Annotated in this window: 15 protein-coding genes and 1 pseudogene; 13 read left to right on the forward strand and 3 right to left on the reverse strand. The window is 59.5% G+C overall.

The features are described from left to right. Nucleotides 1-381: 381 nt before the first annotated feature. The 6 genes from DC366_RS18310 to DC366_RS18340 all read left to right on the forward strand — a co-directional run bounded on the left by DC366_RS18310 (nt 382) and on the right by DC366_RS18340 (nt 6608). The gene (locus DC366_RS18310) at nt 382-1416 is read left to right on the forward strand and encodes a replication initiator protein A (RefSeq protein ID WP_108693622.1); all 1035 of its coding nucleotides are present in this window, start codon (nt 382-384) and stop codon (nt 1414-1416) included. 111 nt (nt 1417-1527) lie between these two features. After that, nucleotides 1528-2196, forward strand: coding sequence for a ParA family protein (locus DC366_RS18315; protein ID WP_108693623.1), 669 nt, complete (start codon nt 1528-1530; stop codon nt 2194-2196). 274 nt (nt 2197-2470) lie between these two features. After that, the gene (locus tag DC366_RS18325) at nt 2471-2698 is read left to right on the forward strand and encodes a WGR domain-containing protein (protein WP_108693625.1); all 228 of its coding nucleotides are present in this window, start codon (nt 2471-2473) and stop codon (nt 2696-2698) included. 147 nt (nt 2699-2845) lie between these two features. Then, entirely contained in the window at nt 2846-3727 is an 882-nt protein-coding gene (locus DC366_RS18330; RefSeq protein ID WP_108693626.1) for a type IV toxin-antitoxin system AbiEi family antitoxin domain-containing protein, read from the forward strand. After that, on the forward strand, nt 3720-4622 hold the full coding sequence (locus DC366_RS18335) for a nucleotidyl transferase AbiEii/AbiGii toxin family protein (RefSeq protein ID WP_108693627.1): 903 nt from the start codon (nt 3720-3722) through the stop codon (nt 4620-4622). The genes DC366_RS18330 and DC366_RS18335 overlap by 8 nt, the downstream gene beginning before the upstream one ends. Before the next feature lie 48 nt (nt 4623-4670). Continuing rightward, nucleotides 4671-6608 (forward strand): ATP-binding protein, encoded by a 1938-nt coding sequence (locus tag DC366_RS18340; RefSeq protein ID WP_108693628.1) that lies wholly within the window; start codon nt 4671-4673, stop codon nt 6606-6608. Here the strand turns inward: DC366_RS18340 and DC366_RS18345 are convergent. Continuing rightward, on the reverse strand, nt 6605-7144 hold the full coding sequence (locus tag DC366_RS18345) for a recombinase family protein (RefSeq protein ID WP_108693629.1): 540 nt from the start codon (nt 7142-7144) through the stop codon (nt 6605-6607). The two genes, DC366_RS18340 and DC366_RS18345, sit on opposite strands and share 4 nt — an antisense overlap. A gap of 319 nt (nt 7145-7463) precedes the next feature. Here DC366_RS18345 and DC366_RS18350 point away from each other — a divergent pair, with 319 nt between their 5' ends. From DC366_RS18350 to DC366_RS18365, 4 genes are read left to right on the forward strand one after another with little or no spacing between them, the layout of a single operon-like run. Then, the gene (locus DC366_RS18350; RefSeq protein WP_108693630.1) at nt 7464-8423 is read left to right on the forward strand and encodes an HlyD family secretion protein; all 960 of its coding nucleotides are present in this window, start codon (nt 7464-7466) and stop codon (nt 8421-8423) included. A 13-nt stretch (nt 8424-8436) separates the two neighbouring features. Then, nucleotides 8437-10182 carry an ATP-binding cassette domain-containing protein gene (locus tag DC366_RS18355; RefSeq protein WP_207768776.1) on the forward strand — a complete coding sequence of 582 codons (1746 nt, stop codon included), beginning with the start codon at nt 8437-8439 and terminating at the stop codon, nt 10180-10182. Further along, nucleotides 10179-11273 carry an ABC transporter permease gene (locus DC366_RS18360; RefSeq protein WP_108693632.1) on the forward strand — a complete coding sequence of 365 codons (1095 nt, stop codon included), beginning with the start codon at nt 10179-10181 and terminating at the stop codon, nt 11271-11273. The genes DC366_RS18355 and DC366_RS18360 overlap by 4 nt, the downstream gene beginning before the upstream one ends. Beyond that, nucleotides 11273-12376, forward strand: coding sequence for an ABC transporter permease (locus tag DC366_RS18365; RefSeq protein ID WP_108693633.1), 1104 nt, complete (start codon nt 11273-11275; stop codon nt 12374-12376). Before DC366_RS18360 ends, DC366_RS18365 begins: the two co-directional genes overlap by 1 nt. Nucleotides 12377-12419: 43 nt before the next feature. Here DC366_RS18365 and DC366_RS18370 read toward each other — a convergent pair. Further along, a pseudogene (locus tag DC366_RS18370) lies at nt 12420-12590 on the reverse strand (IS66 family transposase); the annotation flags it as partial. A gap of 158 nt (nt 12591-12748) precedes the next feature. After that, nucleotides 12749-14011, reverse strand: coding sequence for a MobQ family relaxase (gene mobQ / locus DC366_RS18375; RefSeq protein ID WP_108693634.1), 1263 nt, complete (start codon nt 14009-14011; stop codon nt 12749-12751). Between the two features lie 577 nt (nt 14012-14588). Between mobQ and DC366_RS18385 the strand changes: the two genes are divergently transcribed. The 3 genes from DC366_RS18385 to DC366_RS18395 form a co-directional block, all read left to right on the forward strand. Beyond that, nucleotides 14589-14876 carry a mobilization protein gene (locus DC366_RS18385; protein ID WP_108693637.1) on the forward strand — a complete coding sequence of 96 codons (288 nt, stop codon included), beginning with the start codon at nt 14589-14591 and terminating at the stop codon, nt 14874-14876. An 11-nt stretch (nt 14877-14887) separates the two neighbouring features. Then, a complete protein-coding gene (locus tag DC366_RS18390; RefSeq protein WP_243405218.1) occupies nt 14888-16531 on the forward strand; it encodes a type IV secretory system conjugative DNA transfer family protein in 1644 nt (547 codons plus the stop codon). 18 nt (nt 16532-16549) lie between these two features. Beyond that, nucleotides 16550-17019 (forward strand): hypothetical protein (locus DC366_RS18395; protein WP_108693636.1); only part of this gene is annotated, 470 nt, incomplete at its 3' end.

Here is a 17019-nt window from a genome sequence, read left to right on the forward strand (position 1 = left end):
CCCTGGTTTGGTCTGGGTGCATTGGTTGTGGCTTTGGTGCTGACGGTGACGCTTCCTCGTTTCTTGGCTAGCAACGCGTCCACATGCGCTGTCCTCGGGGCATCCTGGACCACGACAACCACGGGTGTCGATGCGTGCGTGTTCTATCAACGGTAATCGATGAAGCGCTGCTGGTGATTGTCTCAGCCTGTCAGAGTGGGTGTTATATATGTGTTAGAATCTGTGTTACGGGTAAGAAAATTACTCGTAGACTCTTGAAAATTATAGACTTCTTATGATGTCCGGTAACTGATACCACGAATCTTGGTAACTGAAATCCTGCTTTGGGTAACTGATAACACGAATCTTGACTGTGGTAACTAAAACCACGAATGTGGGTCCATGGTAACTGATAACACGAATGCCCTCGCTCCGCTCCTTCCGGATCGTCACCCGCAGCATGACCTTTTCATCTGCGATGTCGCTGACGCCGTGTTGAAGGACGTGATGCAACATATGGAGCATCCGTTTTACTCGCTTTCAAAGAAGCCGGAAACGACGGTCAAGCGATACGAGAATGGCAATAAGTGGCTGCAGATCACGCCCAGTGTGAAGGGCCTAGCAACGATCTACGATAAAGACATTTTGATCTACTGCATCAGCCAGATCATGGCGAAACTGAAGGAAGGCCTCCCGGTTTCGCCCCGTGTCCGGATTAATTCCAGAGAGCTGCTTATCTTCACAAATCGCGGTACAAGTGGCCGGGAGTATCAGTCCCTTCTCGATGCCTTGGACCGTCTTGAAGGAACGCGCATCAGGACGAACATTGTGACCGGGGACGAAGAACAGGTCGATGGGTTCGGCCTGATCGACGCTTCCTCGATCCGCCGCAAGCATGGTCTCGACGGTCGCTTGCTGTGGTGCGAGGTGAAGCTGTCGGATTGGGTCTTCAACGCGATCCGAAACGAAGAAGTTCTGACCCTGCATAGGGACTACTTCCGTCTGCGTAAGCCCATAGAACGGCGGGTGTACGAAATTGCTCGAAAGCACTGTGGCCAACAGAAGTCCTGGCGTATCACGCTAGCCAAACTGCTTCTCAAGACTGGTTCTCAAAGCCCTCAGAAGCGCTTCCGGCAGATGATCCGGCAGCTCGTAGAGCATGACCACTTGCCGGATTACCACGTTACCTTTGAGGATGACGCCGACATGGTGGTTTTCACCAATCGTGGCACGATGTCACCCACCTCGCTCGTGGAGGGCAGCATTCCGCCTTTGCAGTCTGACACCTACGAAGAAGCGCGCCATGCGGCTCCTGGATGGGATGTACGTTTTCTTGAACAGGAATGGCGCAGCTGGTGCGTAGAGCCCCCTCGCAATGCTGATCGGGCTTTTGTCGGGTTTTGCCGGAAATGGTTCGAGAAGCGAGGGAGGCCGTAGGATTAAAAACCGGTAATAGAAATAATTCCGGTTATAGATTTAAATTGGGTGTTGGATATTTTACCGGTACAGGATATAAATCCGGTAACAAAAAAGCGGCAGGATTGAGCAATGCCCGTTATCGTCATGGCAAGCCCCAAAGGCGGGGTTGGTAAATCAACTTGCGCTGTACTTCTGGCGTCTGAATTCGCCCGGATGGGAGCGGATGTCACAGTGCTGGACTGCGACCCGAACAAATCTCTGACCAGGTGGGCATCGCACGGCGTGCCCACAGGTGTGACCCTCAAGAATGAGATTGGCCGCTCAGAGATTGTTCCAACAATCCGGAGCGCGGACGGCGATGGCAAAATCGTTATTGTGGACCTGGAAGGGGTTGCCTCCCAGCTTGTAAGTCGTGCGATTTCCCAGGCGGACCTAGTGATCGTACCGATGCAGCCGACCGCTCTCGACGCAGAGATCGGCTCCGAAGCACTGGCATTGGTACGAGAAGAAGAAGAGGCGCTTGGGCGTTCGATCCGGCATGCCGTGGTTTTGACCAAGACAAGTGCCGCAGTCAAAAGCCGCGTCCAGAAGGAGCTGGAAGAGCAGCTCAGAGGGGCAGGGATCGACGTGATCGAGCCATCCTTGGTAGCACGCGCGGCATTCTCGGAACTGTTTGCCTATGGCGGCGACTTAACCGCGATGATGAATGATCCTGAGATGATGACAGGCGGTAAAGTGGATAAGGCGTTGATCAACGCCCAAGCATTCGCGGAGGCTGTTTATGAGCGGCTCAAATAGACTTGCAGGCCTCAAGGCACGCCCAAAGGGCACTACTGTTGAAGAAGTCAGGCGTGTGGATGAGGTTGGAGAGGCGAGGGGGTTCCTGGACAGGACACCCCGCAAGAAGCCTGGCCGCAAACCCAGCCCTCGCACCCATCAACTGCACCCTAAAGTGTTTCCCGAAGTGGGAGAAGCGATAGCGGAAGAAGCGGAAAATCTTGGGATCACGCAGGGGCAACTCATTGAACAGATGTGGGAAATTTACCGCACGACTCGCTAGTCAGGTTGAAACATGAAAGCTCACCTCGAAAAGCTCGACCCTTCCAAAAACATCGCGCGCTACTATCGCATATCTGTTCTGCCTAATCTGTTTGGAGAATGGACGCTTCACCGCGAATGGGGCCGGATCGGTCGAGGGGGCCAGGTTCGGATGGACTTGTTCCGTAGCCAGGTTGAGGCGGAGGGCGCTTTGGACACACTGATACATGCCAAGCAAAAACGGAAATATGAGAAGGTTTAGCTCTCGGTCGGGTATCTCTATGTCCTCAGGACATAGAGATACCCGACCGTAGTGTCAAATCAACTGAGCCTCCTTGGGAGACATAAACCTTGACTGATCTGAGTGCCATCTGTATATGTCCTAAGGACATATACAGATGGCACTCGTATGAAGTTCACGGACGGGGTAGAACAAGCGCTCCTAAAGCGCGATCTGCCAATCATCACATACTACGATTTTTTCGTTCTAGGTTATGCGCTCTTTCAGCGTCGCGAGTGGGACGGAGAACCCCTTAAGCGTATGCCTCAAGGGTGGGATCAAACTCGTGCAAATAATGCTATCAAGCGTATGGAAGAGCGTAGGGCGCTGGTTCCGGATTCTGATTTCAGATCGGGCGTTTGGCGCGTCACACAGGCTACACGTGCGGGGTCTGCGGAAGAGATCGTATGTATTGCTGACCCCTTTGCCTATGTCTCACACTTATCGGCGATGCAACGATACAGCCTGACAGAACGTAGCCCCAAGGCTCTACATGTGACCACTCCGCGCCGCGATCTTTGGAACCAACTCCGAAATGACCGCGTGCGCGATGATCTTCCTGAGATCGAAGACATTGATAAGCCTATGCTCAATCGGCCAGGCTTTAAGGATACTATTCGGCGACGGCCTGTGATTATGCACATCTCAAGCCATCCCTGGACACCGGTGCCTCTCAGCGGCGAGGAAACTCGGATCACATCTATTGGCCAGACCTTTGCCGATATGATTACAGAGCCAGGATTGTGTGGGGGGATGCGCCATGTCCTCGATGTTTGGGAACGAGATGCAGATCAATGGTTGCCGGAGATCGTGGAAGCCGTAGACCAGTTAAACAGCAAGATCGCGAAGGTTCGGGCAGGGTATATTCTCTCAGAAGTTCTAGGGCTTGATGATCCTGCTATTGCACGTTGGGAAGTCTTTGCTCAAAGAGGGGGGTCACGGAAGCTGGACCCTGAAGCGGACTATCTCCCTGAATTTTCAGAACGATGGATGATTTCACTGAATGTCTGATGCAGCACACGTCGCCGACGAGGCAGAATATGACATTGTTGATGTGGATGTGCGTGCCTGGGTTGAAGCCGCGCGATCAAATCCGGCTCAGTATCGCGACAGGCAGGTCACGGAGGTTGTTCTAGCCGCCATTGGGCTGGCCCCTAGTCTGAATACAAGCCTAGTCCTGAAGGGTGGGGCTGTGATGGCCCTTGCTTTCAAGAGCAACAGGGTCACAGCCGATGTGGATTTTACTTCGATTGTGGAACCCGCTGGGTTTGCTGATCAGATCGCAGATGATCTGAACGCTATTCTGCCTCAGACCGCAATCCGTCTTGGATATCTAGACCTTCTTTGTCGGGTACAGACCGTCAAGAAAATGCCCAAACCGCTGAATTTCGAAGAATTCGATTTCCCCGCATTGCTCATCCGGATCGGATCGGCCGAACGCGGGACCGGTGAAGAGAAACGCTTGGAAGCCGGGCGGGCCATACGAGTGTTGGATATCGAGATCAGCTTCCGGGATCAGGTCTATGCCTTTCAGGAGCTGAACCTGACGGGTCCGGGTGTCGCGGTTCGGGCATTCACACTGCACGAAATTATTGCTGAAAAGCTGCGTGCCTTACTGCAACAGCCGATCCGCAACAGAAACCGCCGCCAAGATGTCTATGACATTGCCTACCTGATCGAAACCAACAAGCTATCCGATAAGGACCGCCGCAGCATTTTGGAGACGCTGATCGAGAAGTGCCGGGCCCGCGGAATTGAGGCTACGCCGGATTCTATGGATGATCCTGAGGTGCGGCGTCGGGCTGAGGTTGACTGGAACACTCTTGCCTTGGAACTCGATGATCTGCCGCCATTTGACGAGCGGTTTGCCATGATGCGCGAGTTATATATTTCCTTGCCGTGGTAGCCGATACAGGCAAAGGTTGAAAACTATCAGTCTGTTTTATCATGCGAGATGTTCTTGTCCGACTTATTTGAGAATGTACCTCTCACGTATGATCCGCGTTTTCTGGAAGATCACGCAGGATCTATTATCAAAGACCCCACCACTGCATTGGTCGAACTGGTTGCCAACGCATGGGATGCTTATGCAACGCGTGTCGACATCACATGGCCCTCTGACACCCAAGCATTTGAAATCAAAGACAATGGAAAGGGTATGACGGAAGAGGAATTGAACGCGCGCTGGCGGCGTTTCAATTACAACAGAGTTAGTGAGCTAGGTGAGTTAACCGATCCGCCAGAAGACTTGCCAGGTCATCGACCACGTCGAGCTTTTGGACGGAACGGAAAAGGTAGATATGCTGCATTCTGCTTCTCTTCGCCATTTGACGTCGAAATCGGGAAAGACGGCCTGAAGTGCCGTTTTCGTCTCAATCGGACTCCGCACCTGCCGCTACCCTTCTCTATTGAGAAAATCCACGAAGAAGAAAATCAGTGGCGTGGGTTTCACATCCTCGGACAAGAAGAACGCCCTGTTGGCATGAGCGCTGACATGGCGCGCTCAGTCTTGAGCACTCGCTTTCTGACAAATCCGGAGTTCGAGGTTTATGTTGAAGGGCAAAAAGTGACCTTTGCCGACCTTCCGGAGCATGGTGTTGAGACAATACCTGTCCAGATCAACACAGAAAACTCCGTTGAGATGATTGTGATCGACAGCGAAAAAACTGACCGGACAACCAAGCAGCATGGTATCGCATGGTGGGTAAACAAGCGGCTCGTCGGAGAGTGCAACTGGCGTAACTTTGAAGACCAATCTGTCTTGGATGGCCGCCGTGAAGAGGCAAAGCGGTATACTTTCATTCTCAAGGCCGATCACCTTAAGCCAGATGTGCTTGCGGACTGGTCTGGCTTCAAACCAGACAGCGCGAATTGGCATAGCACCCGGTCAGCATGTGAAGATGCTGTCCGCGCGAAGCTGCTCGATCTGACTGCGGCCAAACGCGCTCAAACAAAGAGTGAGTGGATTGAGGGCCATGCAAACCTCCGCCGATCTTTACCTAAGCGCAGCCAGGTAAAACTGTCAGATACCATGGACGCACTGATGGAAAAGTGCCCAAGCCTTGGCTCTACTCAGGTGCAACAGGTCATGGATGTGCTTGCGAATATGGAGCTAGCTGAAAGCCAATATGCCTTGCTTGAAAAAATGCAGAGCATGAAGCCTGAAGACCTCGATAACTGGAATGACATCCTAGATCGCTGGACCACAGAATTGGCGAAGGAAGCCCTAGATGAAATCGAAAAACGCTTGCGTGTGCTAGCTGATCTTGCAGCGAAAACCTCTGACAAAGCCACAGATGAGGTTCAAGAACTGCAACCACTTTTCGAACGCAGCCTTTGGATATTTGGCCCTCAGTTTGAAAGCATCGAGTTCACGTCAAACAAGGGCATTACAACGGTCATCCGCGAGCTGTTTGGCGGGGAAGAGAAAGCGGAAACGATCCGCCCTGACTTTGTGGTGATGCCAGACAGTTCGATCGGGTTTTACTCTCGGCCTGGCTATGACGATGATGGCGATCAAACTAGCTGCGCCGTTCTCTCGATTGTGGAGCTGAAGAAGCCCGGCGTCGCACTTGGTTCGAAAGAAAAGGACCAAGTTTGGAAGTACGTGAAAGCCCTAGAACAACGTGGCTACATCAGTCGGTATACTAAGGTCTTTGGGCACGTTCTGGGCGACAGAATTGCCGCCGGGGAGGATGAACCACGCAAAGAATGGTCTGACAACGTGGTCATTAAACCCTGGCTCTATGCAAATTTCATCTCCCAGGGCGAGAAGAGAATGTTTCAACTGAAAGACAAGCTGGCGAATGCGCCATTTCTTCAGGAGTATATCGAAAGTAAGCCTCTTGCGCCGGAGCAAGCTAGTCTTCTCGACGCTGTTGGACACAGCTAAGCACGCCGCACGGTCCTCTCACTGACATTGAACAGCCGGGCGATCTCAGCGACGGCGCGCTGCTCCTCATCACGCATCCGGCGCACTTCGTCTTTCTGCGCCGTTGTCAGTGCAGGGGGTCTGCCGCCAATCCGACCACGTTTACGAGCTGATGCAAGCCCTTCTCTGGTGCGCTCGGAAATCCGCTCCCGCTCGAACTGGGCGATAGACGCGAAGACGTGGAAAACTAGGCGGCCGGCCGGCGTTGTCGTGTCGATGTCCTCGGCCAGGGACCGGAAGCCGGCTCCGCGCTCCCGGATCGCCTCTACTATCTCCAAGAGGTCTTTCAGAGATCGCGCCAGGCGGTCATACTTCGTGACGGTCACAACGTCGCCGTCGCGGAGCTGCTCCAGCATTCTGTCCAGTTCCGGGCGGGCACGCCTCGATCCACTGATCTTGTCTGCGAAGACCTTCTCGGCACCGGCTGCCGAAAGGGCATCCGTCTGTGAATCCAGGCTCTGGTCGTCAGTGCTGACGCGGGCATATCCGATGATCATGTCTCAGTGTGACAAAAACCTGCCAAAACCGCAAAGGTTTTGCCGGGGGTTTTTGTCCTGGCTAAGCGATTGATCCTGGGCAGGGCAGGGTACTTTGACAAAAACAGCCGATATTGGTGAAAAACTCGACACACTACATGTTGTGTTTGATGGCACACTGCACAACGCGGGATGGTTGACCGTGCTAACTACTCGGATATACTCCCGTAACTTGTCCCGAGTGCCTTTATGACGTATCGATCTCAATGATCGAGGTGCCGTTGGTGCCGCCTTGCGCCGTCTTCGGAATCCGGTGTCTTTATTCTGAAAGGAGTTCCCGATGCGCAATACTTGGATTTGGACCGCGCTCGTACTTCTCGTGATCGCCGGGGGCTCCTACGGCATTTATGCCTTTCTCCGACCCGCACCGCTTCCCGAGCAGGTTCTTTACGCAAATGGCGTCGTGGAGGGCACGGAAATCCGGGTTTCCGCCGAAGTGGCCGGCCGCGTCGTGGAAAACAATCTCGTCGAAGGCGCGTTGGTTGCCGAGGGCGACTTGCTGGTGAGGCTCGACGACACCGATGCCAGGCTGAACAAAGCCCGCGCGGAAGCGGAGATTGAAGCGCTTGCGGCGGAACTCAGGCGCGCGGAAAGCGAACTGGAAGTAGCCCAGCATCATCTCGGAACAGCCGAGATCGAGCTGGACCGGGTGCGGGAACTCGAGGAACGCGGTACGGTCCCGGCCCAGACGTTGGACATCGCCCAGAATGCGTTTCACGCCGCGCAAGGTAATGTGACAGCGCTTGAGGCTGGAACAACCGCGATGGGCAAGCGCATCATCGCCGTGCGGCGCGAGATCGACCTTCTCGACAATCAGATGTCCAAGACCCGCATCACCGCGCCGCTGACCGCCACCGTGCTGATCCGGGCGGTCGAACCGGGCGAATTCGTTCAACCGGGACAGCCCTTGGTCACGATGCTCGATCTTACCAGCGCGGAGGTCCGTGTGTTCATTCCCGAAAGCCGGATCGGACAGGTGGAGCTCGGCGCGCCCGCGCGCCTGCGCGTGGATGCCTTCCCCGACCGGCTGTTCGAGGCACGGGTCGCGAGGGTCGATCAGACCGCGCAATTCACGCCGCGTGACATCCACATGCCGGACGAAAGGGTGCGTCTGGTCTTCGGCGTGGTGCTCGTGATCGACAATCCCGACGGCGTGCTGAAACCGGGGATGCCGGCCGATGTCTGGATCCTGTGGCAACCCGATGCCGGATGGCCCGACCGGCTGTTCGTGCCGACATAGCAAAGGGTCCGCCATGGCAACGAACGACATGGTCATTGAAGCAGAGGGGCTCGGGCGCCGGTATCGGTCAGTCCTGGCGTTGAGCGACATCGACATCGAGATCGGTGTTGGCGAGATCGTCGGCCTGGTCGGGCCGGACGGTGCCGGAAAGACGACGCTCCTGCAACTTTTCGCGGCGATCCTCGATCCCAGCGAAGGTCGGTGCCAGGTCTTGGGTCACGACACGGTGAACGAGGCTGCGCAGATCACGTCGAAGATCGGCTACATGGCCCAGGGTTTCACACTCTACGACCGGCTGACCGTGGCCGAGAACCTGTCCTTCGCCGCCAAGATCCGCGGTGTGCCGGGCGGGGACTACATGGCCCGACGCCGCCGACTGCTCGACATGGCTGGGCTGACGCCCTTTCTCGACCGGCGCGAGGGGGCGCTGTCGGGGGGGATGCGCAAGAAGCTCGCACTCTGCGCCAACCTGATCCACGAGCCGCCGCTACTGCTTCTCGACGAGCCCGGGCTCGGGGTCGATCCGCTCTCGCGCCGGGAGCTTTGGCAAATCCTCGACGACTTCCGCAGCGAGGGAGCGACGATCGTGCTTTCGACATCCTACATGGACGAGGCCGACCGCTGCGACCGCGTGGCGTTTCTGGACCGCGGCCGGCTGATGGCGCTCGGGCGACCCGACGAACTGCGCGCGCAGGCGAAGGGGCTGGTCCATTCCATCGTCTCGGACCGGCCAGCGGAAGCCGAGGCGGCACTGCACGGAATGGCCGGGGTCTTGGGCATCCAGTGGCGCGCCGACAGCGTGCGTTTCGTGATGAAGCCGGGCGCAGATATTTCGCAGGATGAGAAGGCGCGTATGGACGCCCTTGGACAGCTCGCATTGGCGGAGCCGGGGATGGAGGACGTGTTCACGATCCTGCGCGGGGATGAGTCCGTACCGGGAGAAGCCGAGACCGCTGTGGCGACCCGGCCCGCCGCCCGTGCCGCAACAGGCAAGACCGGAGAGATCGCAACCAAGGGGCTGACCCGCCGCTTCGGCGATTTCGTCGCGGTGGGAGATGTCACCCTCACCATCGCACCGGGCGAGATTTTCGGTCTGCTCGGAGCGAACGGCGCGGGCAAGACGACGCTGATCCGCATGCTTTGCGGGCTGTTACCGCCCTCGTCAGGCAGCGCGACGGTGGCGGGCGTGGAGGTCACGTCGGACCAAGGTCAACTGCGGCAGCGCATCGGCTACATGTCGCAACGGTTTTCGCTCTATCCCGATCTGACCGTTGGCGAAAACCTGTCATTCTTCGCCAGCGCATACGGACTGTCGCGGCGCGATGCGCGCGAGGCGATCGGCTGGGCGGTGGAGATGACCGGACTCGGTGGCCAGCATGGTGAGATGGTGGCACGTCTTTCCGGTGCGGTGCGCCAGCGCGTGGCGCTTGGCTGCAGCATCCTGCACCGCCCGGCGGCGCTGTTCCTCGATGAGCCGACCTCGGGCGTCGATCCGCTGGCGCGGTTCCGGTTCTGGCGCCTGATCCGGATCCTCGCCGAAGGGGGAATGACGGTTCTCGTGACCACCCATAATCTGGAGGAAGCGGCCTATTGTCACCGTCTTGGCCTGATGGACATGGGTCGCATGATCGCCATCGGTGACCTGTCGGCACTGCGCGCGCATTTTCCCGGGCGGGAGTTGGCAACGGCGGAGGATGTCTTTCTGGCCTTCATGGAACGCGAGCGGGCCAGGCCGCAGTCGGAGAGAGCCGCCTCATGAAGCTGTCGCGGATCTTCGCCATCGTCGAGAACGAAACGAAGGAGATCGTCCGGGATCCAGTTACCGTCGCGGTGGCGTTGCTCATACCGCTGGTGATGTTGTTCCTGTTCGGGTACGCGATCTCGTTCGATGTGGACAACGTCGCGATGGGAGTGCTCGACCATGACCGGTCGGCGGAAAGCCGGGCGCTTGTCGATCGCTTTCTGGCCAGCGGGTATTTCGCCATGGCCGAGAGTTACCAAAGCGCAATCGAGGCCGAGACCGCGTTGCAGCGCGGTGCCGTCACGCTTGCGCTGATCATTCCGCCAGGTTTCGCGGACCAACTCGCGGGGGGGGAACCCGCTCCGGTTCAGGCGCTGGTGGATGGGACATTCTCGGCAACCGCCAATCTGGTGGCGGCCTATGCCAACGCGATCATCACCGGTTTCGGTGTCCAGACGGCACCGCCGATCGAAGTGGCGGCGCGCGTCTGGTACAATCCCGCGCTGCGTAGTGTGAACTTTGTTGTGCCCGGCCTGTTCGGCGTTATCCTCATGGCCTTCCCGCCGCTTCTGACCGCTCTCGCGATCACCCGCGAAAAGGAGACCGGTTCGATCCAGCAGATATTCGCCTCGCCGGTGACGCCGGTGGAGTTCCTGTCCGGCAAGCTGATCCCTTACGGGCTGATCGCGTTCCTGCAGATCGTCATGGTGATCGCGGTGGGTTTCCTCTGGTTCGCGGTTCCGCTGAAGGGCAGTCTCGGTCTGCTGTTCGGGGTCGGCATGATCTATGTCTTCACCACGGTCGGGATTGGCCTTCTCGTCTCGACGATCACCAGCAGTCAGCTTGTCGCCATGCTGCTGACACTGATCCTCTCGCTGATGCCGTCTTTCCTGTTTTCCGGCTTCCTGTTTCCGATCTTCACCATGCCCTACGTGCTGCAACTCTACACGCGGCTCTTCCCTGCGCAATATTTCGTGGATTTCTCGCGCGGTGTGGTTCTGAAAGGGGCGGGCCTGGCCGAGCTGTGGCCGTCGGTGCTGCTGCTGCTGACCTATACGCTGGTGATCTTTGCGCTCGCGGTCTGGCGTTTTAAAAAGAAGGTGGCGTGATGGGCGCACGTCTCGCAGGTCTGCTGGTGAAGGAGCTGATCCAGCTCCTGCGCGATCCGCTGATCCTGATCCTGATCCTCTGGCTTTACACGATCGAGGTCGTGATCTGCGCCTATGCGCTGTCCTTCGAGGTCGAGAACATGCCGCTGGCAGTCGTCGATCTGGACCGCAGCCCGCAAAGCCGCACCCTGGTGCAGGAGTTTCTCGCAACGGACGTCTTCGCCGATGCTGGCCGGCCCGCCAGCGCGACCGAGGCCGGTGCCTGGCTGCAGGACGGACGTGCCCGGGTGGCGTTGGTGGTGCCGCCGGGGTTCCAGCGCGAACTTCAGAATGATCGGACGCCTGAACTGCAACTGCTGCTGGACGGGGCGAACTCCAACATGGCGGCCCAGGCGCGGGGCTACGCCCTCGAGATCGTCGGGCGCTTCTCAATCAATGGCGGCAACAGCGGTGGGGTTGCGGTCGGACCGGTGCCGATGGTGCGGGTCTGGTATAACCCCGACCAGACCTTTACCGCCTTTATCGTGCTGTCGATGGTGGCGCTGGCCGCGCTGATGGTCGGCGTGATCCATCCCGCCGCGTCCATTGTGCGCGAGAAGGAAGCGGGAACGATCGAGCAATTGCGCGTCACGCCGATCCGGACGTTTGAGTTGTTCGTCGCCAAGACCCTGCCGACGCTGGTGATGGGACTTCTGTCGGTTTTTCCCAGCCTGTTGATCGTCTGGTGGTTCGGCATCCCGCTGCGCGGCAGTCTGCTTCTTTTCCTCGGCCTCACCGCAGTGTTCCTGCTCAGCGCCATCGCCATCGGTGTTCTGATCGCCAGCGTCAGCCGGTCGCTTCAGCAGGCGCTGCTGCTGGCGTTCTTCGGGCTCTTTCCGTTGATGTTCCTGTCTGGCACGCTGGCGCCGATCGAAAGCATGTCGAAAGTGCTTCAGATCGCCTCCCTGGCAAGCCCATTGCGCCACTACATGGACGTGACTCTGGGGATTTTCCTCAAAGGCGTAGGGATCCGCGAGCTCTGGCCGAGCGCGCTGTCACTGATCGCCATCGGCGCGCCGCTTTTCCTCGTCGCCTTCCGCATCTTCCGGCAGCGAGGAACCTGAGAGTTGCGGCGCGGCATCAGGATGCAGGCAACGACGTCACGAATCCCCTCTGAAAGAGCGAACACTTTGCCGAGCCACAGCTTGAGGCGGAAGGGGAGCATGTCATCACTCGTCTCCAGCGCATAGGCCACATCGCGGGCCAGATATGTGCAAGGCAGGTCTGATGACGGTGCCCATGGCCCTGTTGCGCGGAATACCTATCTGACAGCCAGACTGAACTGATGCCGTCGGGTGCGCGAAAGCCACGCGCTACGTCCGCGCAACAACACAGACCATTGCGAAAGCCTACAGCCTGGCAGCGCTTCTGACGGAATTCGGGATAATTTCGAAAAAGATGAAACCTGCTGTCCGGAGGCCACAACGGACGGCAAACTACAGGCTGTGCCCTTCCCCCCGGTCGATATCCCGCGTGTTCTCGATCTCGTCGTCCCGCTCCAGCGCGCGTTTGTCCTCGCGGCCAAGCGTTTCGCGCGTTTTGTGCAGAACATTGTCCAGGCGCTCGCGGACAGAGGGTTTCCTGCTGTTTTCGGTGTCATCTCCTGCCTCAGCCTCGCGTGATTTTCCCAATATATCGCGGAGTCGTTCCTGCACCCGGTTGAGGTCGGATCGCTCTTCGCGTTGCGCGTCCGGTTCCGACACATCGCGATCCGGCCCCTCCCGTCCGACGATCCGCGACAGGCGCTCCCGCAAATCATCCGGATCACGCCCGGCGCTGCGATCCTTCGCAGCTGCCGCACGAAGCGCCGCCAGACCGGCCGATACGCGCCCCTGCCCGGCCTCCCGCTCCGCGCCATAGGTCTCCCGCGCCAGGTCGAGCCGCTCGCGCATTTCGGTAAACACAGCCCGCGCCTGGCGGGCGGCATGGACCACGGCCCCGCGCTCCGTGACCGGCACATATTCCCGGCCCTCGCGTTCGGCTGCCGCCCGCTCGCGCCGCTCCATGGAGTTGGCCGCCGGTCCCAGCTTCAGCTCCGGGTCACGGGCCAGCTCCTCGGCGGACAGGGCGTCACCGCGCTCCAGCGCAGCCTCGCGCTGCGCTTCGAGCGACCGGTGATCGACACGCTCGACCTCGCCGACACGCTCCAATGCGCGGTTCTGCAATTCGGCCCAGACACCGCGCATCTGCTCGATCTCGGCTCCGCCGGTTTTTGCGGAATCGAGCACCCGCGTCTTGGCAGTAAAGCCCTCCGCTTCAAGCTGCCGGGTGGTGGTCAGGACGTGCGCATGGTGGTTGCGCTGATCGCCTTCACGGTGCGGCGCGTGGATCGCAACATCGACGGCCACGCCGTAGCGGCTGACCAGCTCCTCGGCGAACTTGCGGGTGATCTGCGACCGGTCCTCGGCGCTGATCTCGGACGGCAGCGCCAGCTCCCATTCACGGGCAGTGACAGAGTTGCGCCGGGTTTCGCTGGCCTCCGCCTCGTTCCAGAGCGCGGACCGGTCCTGCGCCCAGACCGGGGCATGATCGGGGGCGATGATGAACGTCTCCTCGATGCCCTGCTTGCGGGTGTAGTCGTGGACACGCCCCTCGCGCTGGCACTCGATGCGTTCGCCGACGCGGTAGGCCGCTGCCGCTGTTGCGGTGCGCCCGGCGCTGCGTTTGATCGTCTTCACGGAGAGGTGGTAGCTGGCCATGCGCCCTACCCTCCCGCAGACGATAAACGCGGCCGATGCGGGCGGCTGCTGACCCCGGTCAATGCCCCGACATTGGCCACCGTGTCAGCCGTCCTTTTCCATCCGGCCCGCGCTCCATAACGCTGGGGCCGGAGGGGAAAAGACAGCCCGCCCGAAACGGCCCGAAGGGTCTCTGAGGCGCGGGCTTGCCGGGGGCAAACCCGGCTTCCGTCAGGGGCGACAGCACCACAAACGGAAGGCTCCCGGAACGGAGACGCCAGCGGCAGACCGGCCCCCACCGTGGGGCATCGGGCGAGCTGCTGGCGCGACGGAACGGGACGCGATCCAACGTCAGCCGTTGGCCTGGGATGGTTTGGAAGGGGCGGCGCGCCCTTCCATGTCGATGCGCTTCGCATCGAAGGGGATGGCCATCGGCCGGGGCGCTGCCCCAAAGAGATCGCACGCAAATCTCGGAACCGCAGGTGGAGAGTTTGCATAAGTGCGCCCTTGTCCTTTACAGGCCTACGGGTAAGCGCTATCGGTTGATCTGGCAAGAACAACTTCAACCTCAAGAATGTTTGGTGGCGAGGGTAGAGATTTGGCAGAAACAGAACTTGAGCGCGCCGAGAAACGATATGCCCAGGCCAAAGCCCGGCTCCAAGCGCTGAAGAACCGGGAAAGCACCAGACAGCGCAAACTCGACACGCGGCGCAAGGTGATCCTGGGCGGGGCGCTCATGGACCTGGCGGAACGGGATACCGGGGCTGCCGCGATGCTCGACCGGCTGATCCGCAACCTGCCCCGCGAACAGGATCGCAAGGCTTTCGCGGACTGGGGAACTCCCTCCCCTGCCCCGTCCAGCTCTGATCCGGAAACGCCGTCCTGATGCGGGGCGTGATGCTCGTCTTCGGAGGGCTGTTCCGGTTCTTCGGTCGGTTGATCTTCACGCCCATCCTGTTGGGGTGGATGATCGGTGCTGTCCTGTTCGGCGCGATGATCGGGGCACTGATCGCCACGCCGTTCGTCTTCGCCTTCTTTGACCAGCCGCCCGGCGAAAGCGCCTGGCAGTGGCTGGTCTTCGGTCCCCTGATGTTCGTGGGCGCTGTCTTCGGATTCCAGTATTGGCGCATGGCCTCCGGCGCGGACGCCTTCTTCGGCCTGAACGGTGACAGCCACGGCTCGGCCCGTTTTGCTAACCGCAAGGAGCTGAAGAAGCTTGAGGGTGATGACGGTCTTCTGATCGGGCGCAACCCGCACACCGGACGACTGCTGCGCTATGACGGTCCCGCCCATCTGATCACCCTCGCCCCGACACGGGCCGGGAAAGGCGTCGGCACTGTGATCCCGAACCTGTTGGCGGCGGAACGCTCGGTCCTGGTCATCGACCCCAAGGGCGAGAATGCCCGGATCGCCGGGGAAGCCCGGCGGCGGTTCGGAACGGTCCATGTCCTCGATCCCTTCGAGGTCAGCGGAATGCCGTCTGCGGCCTACAATCCGCTCGACCGGCTCACACCGGACAGCCTCGATCTGGGCGAGGATGCAGCCTCCCTGACAGAGGCGCTGGTCATGGACCCGCCGGGACAGGTCACGGAAGCGCACTGGAACGAGGAGGCCAAGGCCATCCTCGGCGGTCTGATCATGTTCTGCGTCTGCCACGAGGACCGCAACCGCCGGACGCTTGCCACCGTCCGGGAATATCTCACCCTGCCCCCGGAAAAGCTGCGCGCGCTGCTGGAGCTGATGCAGGACAGCGATGCGGCAGGCGGGCTGATCGCCCGCGCCGCCAACCGCTTCCTCGGCAAGGCAGATCGCGAAGCGGCCTCGGTGCTATCCAACGCGCAGCGCCACACGCACTTTCTGGACAGCCCGCGTATTGCCAAAGTCCTGTCGCGGTCGGATTTCCACTTCTCCGATCTGCGCCACCGGATCGCTTCGGTGTTTCTGGTGCTGCCACCAAACCGGATGGACGCCTACAGCCGCTGGCTGCGCCTTCTGGTGTCTCAGGCCCTTCAGGACATCGCGCGGGACGCTGAGCGGCCCCAGAGCGCGTCAGAGGGCCGCTCTGAGCGCCTCAGGGCCCCTGCCCTCTTCCTGCTCGATGAGTTCGCCGCCCTGGGCCGTCTGGAGGCCGTCGAGCGCGCCATGGGGCTGATGGCGGGCTATGGGCTCCAGCTCTGGCCGATCCTGCAGGACATGAGCCAGCTCAAGGACCTCTACGGTGAACGCGCGGGCACCTTCATTGCCAATGCCGGGGTGCAGCAGGTCTTCGGGGTGAATGATTTCGAGACGGCCAAGTGGCTGAGCCAGATGATGGGCCAGGAAACAGCCGGATTCCAGACCGACAGCTTCAAACCCGGTGACGGCCCCAGCTTCTCAAATAACCTCACGGGCCGTGATCTGCTGACCCCCGATGAAATCATGCAGCTCCCACCGGATCGCCAGCTCCTGCGCGTCCAAGGGCAAGCCACAGCCGTCGCGCAAAAGCTGCGATATTACGCCGATCCCGAGTTCAAGGGGCTGTTCGTCCCGCAGGACCAGTAACCCGAAGGACGCCTCCCGATGCCAGACCAACCCGACCTCCCTGCCCTCTCCGACGATGATCTGCGCGAAACGCTCGATCTCATGGCAACGGCTGTCGCCAGCATGTCCGACAGGATCGACGACCTGACCGCCGTGGCGGACAAACAGATCAAGGTTGCCACGGAAGCGCGGATCGCAGCCTTCGCGGCACGGGACCAGACCAATCCGAAAAAATACGGCGATCTTCTTGGCCAGACACTCGATAGCCACCTGGGCGCAACCGCAGACGCAATGACAGAGATTGTCAGACGCCTTGGCGTCCAGACGGACAAGACCATCGGGGCCTTGGCTAAATCGGAAGATGACAGGTCCTCAGCCTATCGAGCGTTGTTCGAACGGGAACAGAAAGCGGATCGCCTCAAAAGCCGCCTGCCCTGGTTTGGTCTGGGTGCATTGGTTGTGGCTTTGGTGCTGACGGTGACGCTTCCTCGTTTCTTGGCTAGCAACGC

Origin of the sequence: Pelagivirga sediminicola (assembly GCF_003072125.1) — a bacterium.
In the GTDB taxonomy this organism is placed as follows: Bacteria; Pseudomonadota; Alphaproteobacteria; order Rhodobacterales; family Rhodobacteraceae; genus Roseovarius; species Roseovarius sediminicola.

What these genes read in the sequence shown, in the direction of transcription:
- DC366_RS18340 (WP_108693628.1), top strand. Translation starts at nt 4,671, where the DNA reads ATGTTCTTGTCCGACTTATTTGAGAATGTACCTCTCACGTATGATCCG.
- DC366_RS18330 (WP_108693626.1), top strand. Translation starts at nt 2,846, where the DNA reads ATGAAGTTCACGGACGGGGTAGAACAAGCGCTCCTAAAGCGCGATCTG.
- DC366_RS18365 (WP_108693633.1), top strand. Translation starts at nt 11,273, where the DNA reads ATGGGCGCACGTCTCGCAGGTCTGCTGGTGAAGGAGCTGATCCAGCTC.
- DC366_RS18390 (WP_243405218.1), top strand. Translation starts at nt 14,888, where the DNA reads ATGCTCGTCTTCGGAGGGCTGTTCCGGTTCTTCGGTCGGTTGATCTTC.
- DC366_RS18310 (WP_108693622.1), top strand. Translation starts at nt 382, where the DNA reads ATGGTAACTGATAACACGAATGCCCTCGCTCCGCTCCTTCCGGATCGT.
- DC366_RS18315 (WP_108693623.1), top strand. Translation starts at nt 1,528, where the DNA reads ATGCCCGTTATCGTCATGGCAAGCCCCAAAGGCGGGGTTGGTAAATCA.
- DC366_RS18360 (WP_108693632.1), top strand. Translation starts at nt 10,179, where the DNA reads ATGAAGCTGTCGCGGATCTTCGCCATCGTCGAGAACGAAACGAAGGAG.
- mobQ (WP_108693634.1), bottom strand. Translation starts at nt 14,011, where the DNA reads ATGGCCAGCTACCACCTCTCCGTGAAGACGATCAAACGCAGCGCCGGG.
- DC366_RS18325 (WP_108693625.1), top strand. Translation starts at nt 2,471, where the DNA reads ATGAAAGCTCACCTCGAAAAGCTCGACCCTTCCAAAAACATCGCGCGC.
- DC366_RS18355 (WP_207768776.1), top strand. Translation starts at nt 8,437, where the DNA reads ATGGCAACGAACGACATGGTCATTGAAGCAGAGGGGCTCGGGCGCCGG.
- DC366_RS18345 (WP_108693629.1), bottom strand. Translation starts at nt 7,144, where the DNA reads ATGATCATCGGATATGCCCGCGTCAGCACTGACGACCAGAGCCTGGAT.
- DC366_RS18335 (WP_108693627.1), top strand. Translation starts at nt 3,720, where the DNA reads ATGTCTGATGCAGCACACGTCGCCGACGAGGCAGAATATGACATTGTT.
- DC366_RS18350 (WP_108693630.1), top strand. Translation starts at nt 7,464, where the DNA reads ATGCGCAATACTTGGATTTGGACCGCGCTCGTACTTCTCGTGATCGCC.